This window comes from Streptomyces sp. NPDC001351 (assembly GCF_042896045.1).
Taxonomy (GTDB): domain Bacteria; phylum Actinomycetota; class Actinomycetes; order Streptomycetales; family Streptomycetaceae; genus Streptomyces.
Genome location: NZ_JBIAWS010000004.1, coordinates 286,047 through 298,330, shown reverse-complemented (window position 1 = coordinate 298,330; position 12,284 = coordinate 286,047). Strand labels below are relative to the sequence as shown.

10 protein-coding genes and 3 pseudogenes are annotated in these 12,284 nt (G+C 68.4%); 9 read left to right on the top strand and 4 right to left on the bottom strand.

Annotated features, from left to right (window positions below; translation table 11 throughout):
* Nucleotides 1-16 precede the first annotated feature (16 nt).
* From ACFY1U_RS16235 to ACFY1U_RS16225, 3 genes and pseudogenes are all read left to right on the top strand, one after another.
* Nucleotides 17-281: pseudogene (locus ACFY1U_RS16235) on the top strand (hypothetical protein).
* Nucleotides 244-513 (top strand): annotated as a pseudogene (locus tag ACFY1U_RS16230) (hypothetical protein); the annotation flags it as partial. The pseudogenes ACFY1U_RS16235 and ACFY1U_RS16230, both read left to right, overlap by 38 nt.
* A 647-nt stretch (nt 514-1,160) precedes the next feature.
* Nucleotides 1,161-3,032 carry an AAA family ATPase gene (locus ACFY1U_RS16225; protein ID WP_390694774.1) on the top strand — a complete coding sequence of 624 codons (1,872 nt, stop codon included), beginning with the start codon at nt 1,161-1,163 and terminating at the stop codon, nt 3,030-3,032.
* Nucleotides 3,033-3,783: 751 nt separating this feature from the next.
* On the opposite strand, the gene ACFY1U_RS16220 is transcribed toward ACFY1U_RS16225, so the two are convergent.
* Entirely contained in the window at nt 3,784-4,038 is a 255-nt protein-coding gene (locus tag ACFY1U_RS16220; RefSeq protein WP_390694773.1) for a hypothetical protein, read from the bottom strand.
* A 307-nt stretch (nt 4,039-4,345) separates the two neighbouring features.
* Between ACFY1U_RS16220 and ACFY1U_RS16215 the strand changes: the two genes are divergently transcribed.
* Nucleotides 4,346-5,110: a MerR family transcriptional regulator gene (locus ACFY1U_RS16215; RefSeq protein ID WP_390694772.1), complete on the top strand. Its 765-nt coding sequence runs from the start codon at nt 4,346-4,348 to the stop codon at nt 5,108-5,110.
* Nucleotides 5,111-5,231: 121 nt separating this feature from the next.
* On the top strand, nt 5,232-5,819 hold the full coding sequence (locus ACFY1U_RS16210; protein ID WP_390694771.1) for a histidine phosphatase family protein: 588 nt from the start codon (nt 5,232-5,234) through the stop codon (nt 5,817-5,819).
* A gap of 179 nt (nt 5,820-5,998) precedes the next feature.
* On the opposite strand, the gene ACFY1U_RS16205 is transcribed toward ACFY1U_RS16210, so the two are convergent.
* A complete protein-coding gene (locus ACFY1U_RS16205) occupies nt 5,999-6,364 on the bottom strand; it encodes a hypothetical protein (protein WP_390694770.1) in 366 nt (121 codons plus the stop codon).
* Between the two features lie 14 nt (nt 6,365-6,378).
* Nucleotides 6,379-7,635: a helix-turn-helix transcriptional regulator gene (locus tag ACFY1U_RS16200; protein ID WP_390694769.1), complete on the bottom strand. Its 1,257-nt coding sequence runs from the start codon at nt 7,633-7,635 to the stop codon at nt 6,379-6,381.
* Between the two features lie 166 nt (nt 7,636-7,801).
* Between ACFY1U_RS16200 and ACFY1U_RS16195 the strand changes: the two genes are divergently transcribed.
* The 4 genes and pseudogenes from ACFY1U_RS16195 to ACFY1U_RS16180 all read left to right on the top strand — a co-directional run.
* Nucleotides 7,802-8,173 carry a hypothetical protein gene (locus tag ACFY1U_RS16195; protein WP_390694768.1) on the top strand — a complete coding sequence of 124 codons (372 nt, stop codon included), beginning with the start codon at nt 7,802-7,804 and terminating at the stop codon, nt 8,171-8,173.
* A 974-nt stretch (nt 8,174-9,147) separates the two neighbouring features.
* The gene (locus ACFY1U_RS16190) at nt 9,148-10,269 is read left to right on the top strand and encodes an asparagine synthase-related protein (RefSeq protein WP_390694767.1); all 1,122 of its coding nucleotides are present in this window, start codon (nt 9,148-9,150) and stop codon (nt 10,267-10,269) included.
* Nucleotides 10,266-11,015 carry a class I SAM-dependent methyltransferase gene (locus tag ACFY1U_RS16185; protein WP_390694766.1) on the top strand — a complete coding sequence of 250 codons (750 nt, stop codon included), beginning with the start codon at nt 10,266-10,268 and terminating at the stop codon, nt 11,013-11,015. The genes ACFY1U_RS16190 and ACFY1U_RS16185 overlap by 4 nt, the downstream gene beginning before the upstream one ends.
* Before the next feature lie 193 nt (nt 11,016-11,208).
* A pseudogene (locus tag ACFY1U_RS16180) lies at nt 11,209-11,388 on the top strand (YdcF family protein); the annotation flags it as partial.
* A 142-nt stretch (nt 11,389-11,530) separates the two neighbouring features.
* Here ACFY1U_RS16180 and ACFY1U_RS16175 read toward each other — a convergent pair.
* Nucleotides 11,531-12,283 (bottom strand): GAF and ANTAR domain-containing protein, encoded by a 753-nt coding sequence (locus ACFY1U_RS16175; protein ID WP_390694765.1) that lies wholly within the window; start codon nt 12,281-12,283, stop codon nt 11,531-11,533.
* Nucleotide 12,284 lies beyond the last annotated feature (1 nt).

Below are 12,284 nucleotides of genomic sequence, written 5' to 3'. Positions count from 1 at the left end.
GGGCCTGGCGAAGGCGGTGCAGCGGGACCGGGAGGTTCACGAGTGGCTGACGGCCACCCGTGACGCCGATCTGCCGGTCACGCAGGGTGTGGCGCAGGCTGCCGCGGCGCTGCTCCGAGCAGCGGGTCTGCACGGTCACAAGTACGCCATCGACGCCATACTGTGCGCGACCGCGCTCCAGCATCCCGGACGCGTGACCATGCTGACCTCCGACGTTGAGGACTCCTCCCATCGGCCTGCTCGCTGCCGGGCATTCCCGCGTGCTGGCCGAGAAGGTGTGAGGGCGCGGTGGAGGGCCGCTCGGCCGGCTCGGCCCCGGCCGAAACGGTCAACCCCGCTGTCATCGAGGCGATGAGCGAATCGGGCATCGACGTCTCTGTAGAGACCCCGAAGGCCCTGACCGTCGTAGCCGTCCAGGCCTCGGACGTCGTGATCACCATGGGCTGTGGACACATGCCCTGTCTTCCCCCCGGCAAGACCTACCTGGACTGGAAGTTGGACGACCCGGCTGGGCACTCGGGTACCCCTGGAATTGCTGCTCGACCGCGACTTGGGGCACGCGGAGGCACGCCACCCTCAAATTGGACTAGACAACAAACAAACCCCACGCCGCTGACCTGGGGTTTCTCTTTGGAGCGGGTGACGAGAATCGAACTCGCGCTCCCAGCTTGGGAAGCGACGGCGCTCCGGAGGGTGTATGGCCTCTGACCTGGCTTTATGTACCTGGGTGCGGGCGCTCGTGAGGCGGGCAGGAACCGTTGTTGACCGTGGTTGCCCGCTCTTATGGGCACGCGGAGGGCACGAACTGCTAGACGGTGCGTACATCGGTAGTCATCGAGACGTTGCGGCCGTGGTGGGTGTCCGCTCGCGCAGCCGGCGGACGGCGACCTTGCGTGTGCACATTCCTGAGCTCAAGAGCACGACGATGTTGAGCTGCACGCTCCTCCTGCCCTTGAAGCGGTTGCTCCGAAGCAGATCAAACAGTAATCGGCTGGATCGGTTTGATTCGGTCAGATCTGTTCACGGCTCCAACGGGCCATCCCCTCAAGACATAAGATGATGCGCCTGGGTTGTCTGGTACCCAGGTCAATGTCTGTGGTGAGGCGCCGCGTCGGGGTGCGGGTGCCCCCGGACGCCAGGGAACGGAGCGGCGGAGAACGGTGCACCTGCACAACTTCACGGTGTGTGGATTCCGGTCCCTCAAGTACGTCCGCGAGATCCCGGTCAGTACGCCGACCATCCTTGCCGGGCAGAACGACGGCGGTAAGAGCGCGGTGCTTGCCGCGCTAGCTTTCCTCGTGGGCGATGAGCAGTTGAGCGAGGACGACCGTACGTACGAGCTCGGCTCGTCCGGCGAGGAGGATGAGGCGGTGCCTCTCTCGCGGTGTGCGACCACCTGGGTGGAGGGACTGTTCACGCTCGATCCGTGGGAGCAGGAGACGTTCGGGTTCCCTGCGGAGGAACTGCGTGTACGGCGGCACGCTGCAGCCGGCGAGACGTCCGTGCTGGAGTGCTGGACGCCGCTTGCCGATGATGAACGACTGCGTGATCCGGCCCAGTTGTCTCTCGCTGAGGTGCGGGCACTGGCCAAGGAACTGCTTCCGGAACTGGCGTCCATCAAGCGCCTCGACATCGAGCCGGAGCTGCGCAAGTACGGCATGGCGCACGCCTCGACGACGTCGGACTGGGTGCCGGCGCCGAAAGAGATGGAGCGACGCCTGCCCCGGCTGATGCCGTTCGACGGGAAGTCGGCCGACCCGGATGGTGCTGTCAGGACGGCACTGATGGGGCGCTATCAGGCTCATATGGCAGACCCCACCCTTCAGGGGCGCCTGCAGTCGATCGAAGACGGGATCAGGGAGCGGCTCCAGGACGACGCACAATCTCTGTGCGAGCACATCCAGAACCGCTGCGACGACCTCACCGAGGTGTACGTCGAGCCGGAGGTTTCCTTCTCGCACGGCCTTCGAGGTACGCCGCTGCGCATCGCCCGTACGAAGGGTGAGGCCGTCGGCCTGGCACGTTCGGGACTGGGCAGCGCGCGCCGTATCTCCCTTGCCATCTGGGAGTGGAACAGTCGGCTGCTCACGCGCGAGGAGTTCGACGACGTCGATCCCTCCGCCGAGCCCGAGGCTGTCGATGACGCCCCGCCGCCGGTGCAGACGATCGTGATCTACGACGAGCCGGACACGCATCTCGACTACGGCCACCAACGCAAGATCATGCAGCTCATCCGTGACCAGAGTGCGCTGCCCCACGTGAACGTCATCGTCGCCACCCACTCCATGAACCTGATCGACGGTGTCGACATCGCCGACGTCGTGCATCTGCGGCTGGAGGACGGCCGGACACTGGTGGAGCGGTTGGGGGCCGACACTCACGAGGGGATCGACGGTCACCTGGGGCGCATCGCCGGGGCGGTCGGCCTGCGCAACTCCGTGCTGCTGCACGAACGTTGCTTCCTTGCCGTCGAGGGCGATACCGAACAGCGGGTAATCCCCACGCTGTTCAGGCTGTCCGAGCGGCAGTCCCTGCAGTCGGCCGGCATCGCCCTTTGGGCGTGCTTCAACAACGAGGGGGCGCTGCACCTCGCCCACTATCTGGTCGAGCACGGCCGGACCGTGATGCTCATGGTGGACGCCGACAGTCGCACTCTGCCCAAGGGGCTCTTCAAGGAGGCACGCCTCCAGCAGTTCTTCGGTAGCGCCGTCGACGACGTAGTCCGCTTCGTGGGTGAACCGGACTCCTTCAACGAGTTGGAAGAGCTGTTCCCCGACGACCTGTGGGCTGTGGCCGCCAACGACCTCTGGCCGAAGGGCGAGCCGTGGACGGCGGCCGACTTCGCCGCTCAGCGTCCGGGCAAGAAGTTCAGCAAGGAAGTGCTGAACATGCTCCGAAACGACAGTCCGAACGGCCCCAGCGGCAAACCCGACATGATGTTCGGGCTGGTGAGCACGCTCACCAGCCCTGAGCAGGTCCCCGCCCAATTGCGCGAGATCTTCGGTGAGCTCAGAAAGCTGGCCGCAGGGTAACGGCGCGCAGCGCAGACCCGGTCTCGCCAGTGCCGCGGCGGCGCCTCCGCCGTGCGAGCATGCGCTCCTTGCGCTGTTCTGACGTTGGTGGTTCCCACTTGTGCCAGCCCACGGGCGGCTTCCACCGCTGGGCATGCTCCCGCGCCTCGAGCCCACACCAACGGCAGCCACCCGGCGCAGGTGTGTGCTGGTCAGCGGCATTGCGCTCGTCAGTCATGAGTTCCCCCTCCCACAAAGGATTCTTCCCTACGGCACTGACATCACCCCCGTTATCAAAGTGTTTCATTTCACGCTAAAACGGAAGAATCGCACCGGCCAGTCGGGAGTTCTTCACCAGCTGCTGTGAACTGTTGTGGAGTGAGCCCGGCAAGCGTTGTTCCACGAAGAGAGCGATCCGATGCGTCGGCACCAGGGCCGGTCGTGCGTCGCCTGGGCGCCGAGGCGCGCTGTCGCAGCAGGTCGGTCATCAGCTGCATCTCCGACTGCTGGACCGCGACCATGCCCTGGGCCAGCTTTCTGTGGCCGTGCCCGGCCCCGTCCACCGGCCCGGACCGCACGAGCACTGAGGCCCGACCTTGCGGCAACGGCGTGTCCCACATCGCCTACCTCGCCAACGGCGACACCGCAGCTCCGGGTGCCCTGAGCGCCTTCGCGGGCAGAGACGCGCGGCCTCAGGAGGCGGGTACCGCGTCCCGGGGCGGCACCGTGTCGGCCGGGGTGTCCTCGAGCGGGCCGATGACGACGCCCGCAATCAGGACGAAGCCGAGGACCAGCAGGCCCCGGGATGCCTCCAGCGGGCGTGGGTCCGGTGCCGGGGCCGATTGCCGAACTGCGGGTCCGTCTTCCCCCGGGGGTCGTAAGTGACTTGCACGCTCCTGCCCGTCTGCCCTTCGTTCTCGACGGTGAGCGTGGTGCCGTTGCCGAGACGGACGTTGCAGTAGTAGGTCCGGGACGGCCCGTCGCCCTGGTCGAACCGGGCCCTCGTGATGACGCTGATGGCGGTCACCCGCGGTCGTGCAGGACCTGTTGAGCGCGCGATGGCGGGCCTGCTTTCCCAAGGTGTGGTGGTCGGTGGCGCGGATGGTGTCCGCCCAGAGCTGTGATCCTGCCGTGGGGGGCAGGATGAAGCCGACCGGGCCGATGGCTTCGGGGATCCCCTTGATCACAAGTCGATACGCGTCCTAGTAGGGCCTGTCCGACGGGTCGGGCCCTGGTGTCGGTCCAACGGGGTTTCGGCCTTGCGCTTTCCGTTGCGGCAACTTCTACGGTCATGTGTGTGGCCGGAGAGACCGGCCCGGCGAGGGAGGCACCGGATGGCCTGGTCGATCGCGGAGGTGGCGCGGATGTCCAAGGTGACATCGCGGACGCTGCGGCACTACGACGAGATCGGCCTGCTGCCGCCCGCATGGATCGGGAGCAACGGGCACCGCTACTACGAGGAGGCCGATCTGCTGCGGTTGCAGCAGATCCTGCTGATGCGGGAGTTGGACCTGGGGCTGCGCGAGATCCAGGCGGTCCTGGACAGCCGGCTCGACCAGGTGGCCGTGCTCCGCGAGCACCACCAACGGCTACTCGCGGAACGGGACCGGCTGGAGACGCTGGCCCGTACGGTCGGGCGCACCATCGTCGAACTGGAAGAAGGTAGGGACAACGGGAAGATGACGAAGATCAACAAGCCGGAGAACCTGTTCGAGGGGTTCCAGGGCCCCTCCGAGGCCGAGGCCGAGGTACGGGAGCGGTGGCCGCAGGCGTGGGAGCAGTCCCGGCAGGCAGTCGAGGCGATGACTTCCGAGGACACGGAGCGCTGGCAGCGTGAGGTGACGGCGCAGATGATCCGTATGGCGGAGTTCATGGTGGCCGGCACGCCGGTCTCCGACCCTGCGGTACAGGCCGAGGTGGACGCCAACTACCAGCAGATCTGCCGGTTCTGGACCCCGACTGCGGCCGCGTACAAGGGAGTGGGCCAGACCTATGTCGACGACCCGCAGATGCGGGCCAACTTCGACAAGGTCGCCGAAGGTCTCGCCGTCTACCAGCGCGATGCGATGACCGTGTACGCCGATGCACGGCTGAGCTGACCGCACGTGCCAAAGAGGTCATCTCCGTTGGCGAGTCAGCCGTCGCAGATGAGAGTGCGGGCGGTGGCGGCGAAGGCGGGAGTGGTCGGCCGTGTCGCATGAGCAGATATCGTGCGCGGCCATGGGTGAACTGATAGTGATCAGGCATGGCCAGACTGAATGGAGCCTGTCGGGCCGGCACGCGGGCCGTACCGACGTTCCGCTGACTGACGCGGGCGAGGCCGCGGCGAAGGAGCTCGCTTCGAGGCTGGCACGACGCCCTCTGGTGGCGGTTTTCAGCAGCCCGCTGAGCCGCGCTATGCGGACGGCCGAGCTGGCGGGCCTGACCGGCGTCCGGCCCGATCCCGATCTGCTGGAGTGGGACTACGGCGGCTACGAGGGCCTGACCGCGGCACAGATCCAGGAGATGAAGCCGGGTTGGGACCTGTGGCGGGACGGCGTCATTCCCGGCGACGACGACCATCCTGGCGAGCTGCTCCAGCAGGTGGCAGCGCGCACGGATGCGGTGCTGGACCGGATCCGGCCGCTGCTGGAGGACGGCGATGTCGCCGTCGTCGCGCATGGTCATCTGGCCCGTGTGCTCACGGTGCGCTGGCTCGGCCTCGACGCCTCCGCCAGCCGGCTGCTCGGCCATCCGCATCCGGGCACGCTCAGTTTCCTGGCCACCGAGGACGGGCAGCCGTTCATCGCCGCCTGGAACGTCCCGTAGCGGGGGTGCCGCTGCCTCACGCCTGCTGCGAGAGGCGCCGCTAGCACATGAGCGCCGCGGCGATTCCGGCGAAGGCCAGGAAGCGTCGGATGCATTGACTGGATACGCCGCTCGGGTCCTGTCACCGTCATGCGCGCGGTGGTGCTGACCGCGGCCGCGACCCTCCAGCGGGTGCGCGGCTACTTCGAGGCGTCTTCGATTGCCTCGAAGATGTCGGCGTCCGTCTCCTTCTGCCAGTCGGGCAGGTCGGGCCAGTCGGCGACGTATCCGGGCTTGGGGTCCTCGAAGTGCTTGTACATCTGGGCGGTCCAGCAGGTGGCGACGAAGCGGCTCTTCTGTTCGCGGGTGAGGCGGGCGGCGTGGCGGTCGCTGAGGTGGAGGAACTGTCGCACCTGGTCGTACACGGCCCCGGCGGCCTGTCGCTCCCATTCCGGGGTTTCTTCCCAGGGGGTGATGTAGCCGGGCTTGGGTTCGCCGGGGAAGTGCTTTCGAACGCCGGTGATCCAAGCCTCGCGGAACACGCGTGCGCCCTCGATCTGCGACATGCCTTCCCCTCTCGTCACGTCGTGCACAGTGCGTCGATCTCGGCGCCCAACTCGACCACACGGGCGTCGCGGGCGAGGGGGCCGAGGTCGGTTCGTAGCCCCTGGAGTTTAAGGGCGACGTATCCGGAGGACGTCGCTCGGGCGAGCTGCAGGGCCTCGCGGCCATAGGCGAGGACCTGGTCCGGGTCGTGCCGTTTGGCGCCGATGGACGCGAGGTCGGTGAGGACGGCGCCGCGGCGCCGGAAGGACTGCCCGGAGGCGAGTACGTCCTGGCTCAGAGCGGTGGTGAGGGCCTTCTCGGCGAGGTCGAGGCGGCCGAGCTGGAGGTAGCGGGCGCCGCGTTCCTCGGCGAGGCGGGAGCCGTCGAAGCGCAGCCAGCCGCCGTTGTGGAACGGGCCGTTGAGGTCCGTAACCCTTTCCGCCTCGTCCAAGGCGCGCTCGCAGGCGGACAGGTTCCCGAGTCCGGCATACGCCTCGGCCTGGACGGAGGCGACCCAGTGGCGGGTGGACAGGGAGCTGTCTCCTCGCCGCGCCACCCGCTCAGCCGCCGAGAGTGCGGTGGCGGCCTCGGCGTAACGCCGTTCGTACAGGTCGACGTAGGCGTGCCGGACCAGGGCGCATGCCCAGAGGTCGTAGGACTTGGCTTCCTTGCTGGCGGAGGCGGCGAGCGTGTAGGAGGCTGCTGCGTCGGTGTAGCGGTTGCCGTCGAAGGCCAGTTCACCGGCGAGCTGGAAGAGGTCGCCGGCCGCGCCGCACAGAGCCCGGGATTCAGCTGCCGGCTGGCCGTCGAGGGTGTCATTGAGCGTGGTGAGCTGGTCGCGGACGATCGGGTACACGGAGCCCTTGGCGCGGGCGAGTTGATACACCTGCCACAGGTGGCCGTTCATGCGCAGGAAGTCCTCCGACATCCCACGGTGGGCTCCGTCGGTGAGGGCGGCGCTGTCGTCGGCGGGCAGGGCCACGAGGGCGCTGGTGACGGCTATGGCGCGCAGAAACTGGCGTCGGATCATGTCGTCGGGGTCCCCTGAGCCGTGGTGGTCGCGAGGCGGCGACCCTGCCGGCGCCGGACGGGCTGCTTGTGGCTGTCCCATCAGGGCGTCGAGTTGGTCAAGGTCGAGGTGCAGCAGCTCGGCCAGCCGCGGCCGTAAGGGCGGCTGGGGCGTGGTGGTCCTAGTCTCCCAGCGGCCGATCGTGCGCCGGTCGACGCCGAGGGCGTGCGCGAGCTCTTCCTGACTGTAGCCCAGCGCCCTGCGCCGCTCCGCAAGCCCCATGCCGCCCCCTTTCCACGTTCCCGTCCGTGTCTACCCTGGCGGCGCTGATCTGTCCCATGAGTGTCCCAGGACTGCCTCATGGATGCCGTGGTCCGCGCCAACCCGCTCCGGTTTTCTGGACGTTGTCAGCCACGACAACGGTGGACACCGGAGAAGGGGTGCGGGCATGGAAACGCAGAGCGTCATGTCGTCCGAGGCGGCGCAGCTCCCGATCGTCCTGGAGGCGGTCGACGAGAGCGTGGCCACGGCGCTCGCCGTCGGGCTGGCGATGCCCGAGCGCCCGGTCATCGACGCGACGACCCGGAACCTGGTCAGCCACCTGAGAGCGCTGATGGCCGAGGACCTCGGCTTCGACGAGGAACCCGCCGTGCAGGCGCTGTTCCGGGAGGGCTACCGGATCCTCGACCTGACGCCCCGGCCAACCGCGGAGTCCACCCACTTCGGCGCCTACCAGTACATGCGTGAAGTCGGCCTGCTGACCAGGCGGTTCGCCGACGTCTACCGCGAGACGCAGGAACAGGACCAAGCCGATGCCTGACGAAGCCCCCACCGATCTGCCCATGCGCCAGCCCGGAGCGACCCTGCCTGAACAGGAGTGGGCACGACGCCTCTTCATCAGTCCACCCGGCCTCCGCCCAGTGGCTGCTGTCAGCTCTGATCATCGCCTCCACCGCACCGGTCGCCTGGGCCTTCTGGTACCTCGACCGCTCCTAGCCCTCGACGGGCACTCACTGACTCCCGCTCTGGCCGCGCGAGCCCTCAGGAAGACCCGGTTCCCCGCCGGGGCGGGCTCCACAACTCCCCAGCGGCCAGAGCGGGATCCCATCAGGCAGCATCACCGGCGGCACCCTGCCGCCTTGGCAGTCCCCTCGATGAGCTCCCGTCCCGGTCGCCGGCCTGCCCGCGGCCGGGACGGGGCCAGGGCTCCGCACTTCGCGGGGCTCGTCCACTCACTCCTTAGGAGAGGAACGACCATGAACATCGACGACCTGTTCACAGGTGACCTGATCACCGGCGTCCCCAGCATGGACGCGGCGCTGCTCGACAAGATGCCCGGGGGTGGTGACAACAACGGCGACCACTGCAGCTGATCAGCCCGTGAACGCGGTGGAGCAGGGCCGAACGCCCTGCTCCACCGCCCCATGACCGAGGGGGAAGCAGGTGCTTTCGTTTCGTGTGCGTCTGGCCGACACCCGGAGCACAGCGTGGCGCTGGGACACAGACCGGTGGGTCAGCGGGCAGAGCTGGATCAGACCCGCTCACGTAGCCGCCCTGGAAGCCGAGCTTGTGCCGGGCGATGGATCCGGCGTCCACGCGCTGGTGAGGGAGGACAAGGGCGGGGAGGTGGACTTCACGTCCCTGTTCCTACGCCCGGGCGAGGTTCAGGTTTCAGCGGGCGTGTTCGGCACCGCGCCGCTGTACCTCGTCGCGGCCGGAGAAGACCTGTACGGCTCCTGGGACTTGGCTGACCTACGGCTCCACCTACGACCTGATCGACTTAATCCCCGGGCCATGGCGCGCACCTTGACCCGCCGGCACCGCTACAGCGCCGACACTCTCTTCGACGGGGTGTACCGGCTCACGGAACGCGCCACGGCCCTCTTCACGACCGCGGGACTCACGATCCTCTACCCCGAGCCCGCTCAGCATGTGCTGGAGCCCCGAAGGCTGCGCGCGGGTGTTGACCCGGTGGGGGCGTTCGATGCGCTGCTGACCGAGGCCGTGGCCGGGTGGCGTTCTACGGCGAGCTGCGTCGGCGTGGAGGTGTCCGGCGGGGCCGACTCGGGCAACGTGACTCTCTCCACTGCCGCAGCCGGCTTCGGCTCCGTCCACACATTCGGCCTGCTCATGGCCGGACGGATCGGTCGCCTTCAGCAAGACCGACGTCGCATGCTGGTGGATCACCTGGGACTGCGGGACACCGCCGTCCCGGCCATGCAGCACCCGCCGTTCGTGCCCGGTGGGGTACGGGAGCGCGGATTGCCGCACGACCCGGCAGGAGCCTTCTACCAGGAGGCGTTCGACGTCTTGCGCGGGCACGTGGCCGCCCACGGTTGCGAGGTGGTCTTCACGGGCAGTGGCGGGGATGAGGTCAATGCCTGCCACTCCCGTACGGGCGCTGCACTCCCCGCTGCAGAGCCCATCCCTTGGCTCGGGGACAAGGCCATCGAGGCCCTGGCCCAGGTGGACGAGAACCTCGCCCCCATCCCCGTGCTCCCGGTGCCCACGCTCATGGCCTTCGGCCTGCACAACCCGGCCTACCTGAGACTCGGGATCTGGCCGGTGGCTCCGCTCGTCCACCCCCGAATCGTCCGCTTCATGGAGCAACTGCCACACGAGCACAAAGAGGGCAAGGCGATGTTCCGCGACCGCCTGCGGCGTGCCGGACTGCCCGAATCCGTCGCGGCCCCGAACGAACCGGAGAACTTCCTCGCGGTCATGGAGTCGGGCCTGCGAAGCTACGGCCTTCCCCTCCTGGACGACATGCTCCGCGAGTCACTGCTGGTCGACCTCGGCTACGTTGATCCCGTCGCCCTGGCCCGAGCCCGGGAGCACGCCGAGCGAGCCCCCGTGGTGCCCGACCTGCTGTGCGACACACTCGCCCTGGAAGTCGGACTCCGGAGCCTTGCATGAGCAGCCTGGACAGCGTGGAGGCAGAACGCCTCGAAGCGTCGAACCTCTTCTACCGGGACCCCACGCTGTACGATCACGCGCAGGCTGACAGCGACAGCGCGAGCCTCTGCCGGGAACTCATCGACCGGCACTACCCCGAAGCCCGCACACTGCTGGACTTCGGCTGCGGCACCGGCAGGGACCTGGAACTGCTGGCCCAGCACTTCGACTGCATCGGCGTTGATCTTCAGCCCGGCCTGGTCGACTACGCACGCCGCACCCGCCCCGAACTCGACTTCCGGGTCGGGGACATGCGCACCGTCCGACTCGGGCACACCACCGACGTCCTGGTGTGCCTGGGCAACTCGCTCGCCTACGTGCACGACAACGCTGATATCCGGGCAGCGTTCCAGACCTTCGCCGCACACGCGTACCCGGACACCCTGCTCGTCCTGTGCTCCCCGGTAGCCCCGATCGAGTCTCCAAGCCCTCAACAGGCCCGCGTAGAGACCCCCCTCGGAGCCGCCACGGTGACCATCAGCTACCAGTGGGACCTGCGGACACAGATCAACACCATGCGCCGGCACTGGGTGTTCGACTCGGGGGAGGAGTGCCACGATGCCATCCGGCGGCGTGTTCTCGGCCCTCGAGAACTGGAGCTGCACGCGCTCCTCGCCGGTTTCGAGGTCTTTGAGATGGTCAACGAAACCGGCGAACTGCCTGTACTGGGTCCAGGCGCCTACTCGGTGGCTCGCTATCAGGGGTGAGGCTCCGGCCGATGCCGCTGCGGCATGGCGAGTTGGGCCATCGCCTGAAAGACCGAGGACTCCGCTTGATCGGCAGGCGGTTGCTCGCTGACCTGGACTGAGCAGCATGGCGGGAAGGAAACGGGGTCGCCCTCCAGTACGTGCTGAACCCCCAGCCGCACAGCATCGAGGGCATTCGGAAAGACCAGCAGGGATGAGCCAGGGAGTACCGGTGCCGGAGCACGAGCAGCGCCAGATCACCGACGAGCAGTTTCACGACGCGGTGCTGATCCGGGACTACCACCGGATGGGCCACGAGTGGCGGCTCTGCTCGGCGGCGATCGGCCTGGGCAGCCCCGACCTGGGCGTCGCCACCACGGCCGTCGTCCTCTACCTGGGTGCGGTCCAGAGTGTGGAGCTCCGCCTCGTTGGTTCCGGGGAGTGCGGCTCGCGGTCGCCGGTTTTGGTCACCGAGCCGGGCTGCCGTCGGGAAGGGGGACCCGGCCGAGGAGGATGGACACGACGTCGGCAGCTCCTCACCGGTGCAGAGCGTCGGGGGACAGACGGCGGGTGAGGAAGGAGCGGGCCAGGTCGGGCAGCAACTGGCCGTGGGCGGCGGCGTGTGCGCGCAGCCGCAGCAGGGCCTGGTCGATCGGGATGTCGAGTGCGGCGGCGAGGTAGCCCGTGGCCTGGTGGACTTCGGCACGGTAGAGCCGCAGGTCAGTGCCCGGTGGGGTGTCGCCGGTCGGATCGCCGAATTGGGTGACCAGTGCAAGCAGCAGGATCTGTGCCAGACCGTGCAGGGCGTCGAGGCAGGCCGGGGTGAGTGGGCCGGGGGTGGTGCGGTAGCCGGTGAGGACCCCTGCGGTGGTGGCCCCGATCTGCAGGGGCAGCGCCACGATCGTGCGGGCCGGGGTGCGGGCGGCGGCCGGCAGGAACAGCGGCCAGCGGGCCGGGTGTGCAGCGTGCAGATCCGGTTCGGTCACCGTCCGGCCCTCCCGGGCGGCCTGGAGGGTGGGGCCGTCGCCGAGGGTGTACTGCAGGGTGTCGAGATCGATGCCCAGGCCCTGCGGCGGGTCTGCCCACAGCAGTTCGGGCCGGCCGTCCCGGGTGACGGCGTTCAGGGTGAAGGCGTGCAGCCCGAACAGGCGAGCGCTCCCGGACGGCAGCGCTCGCGACGGTCCCTCTCCGGCGCGGACCGCGGCGTGGGCACGGGCCAGTAGATCGGTCAGGGCGTCGTCGGGTCGCGGGACACTCCGGGATCCGGTGTCCTCCGTGTCGCGAGGCACG

Bases quoted from the DNA above. Each gene is read 5' to 3' on its own strand.
- ACFY1U_RS16195 (WP_390694768.1), top strand. From the start codon at position 7,802: ATGGAAACGCAGAGCGTCATGTCGTCCGAGGCGGCGCAGCTCCCGATC.
- ACFY1U_RS16190 (WP_390694767.1), top strand. From the start codon at position 9,148: ATGGCGCGCACCTTGACCCGCCGGCACCGCTACAGCGCCGACACTCTC.
- ACFY1U_RS16200 (WP_390694769.1), bottom strand. From the start codon at position 7,635: ATGGGGCTTGCGGAGCGGCGCAGGGCGCTGGGCTACAGTCAGGAAGAG.
- ACFY1U_RS16185 (WP_390694766.1), top strand. From the start codon at position 10,266: ATGAGCAGCCTGGACAGCGTGGAGGCAGAACGCCTCGAAGCGTCGAAC.
- ACFY1U_RS16205 (WP_390694770.1), bottom strand. From the start codon at position 6,364: ATGTCGCAGATCGAGGGCGCACGCGTGTTCCGCGAGGCTTGGATCACC.
- ACFY1U_RS16210 (WP_390694771.1), top strand. From the start codon at position 5,232: ATGGGTGAACTGATAGTGATCAGGCATGGCCAGACTGAATGGAGCCTG.
- ACFY1U_RS16215 (WP_390694772.1), top strand. From the start codon at position 4,346: ATGGCCTGGTCGATCGCGGAGGTGGCGCGGATGTCCAAGGTGACATCG.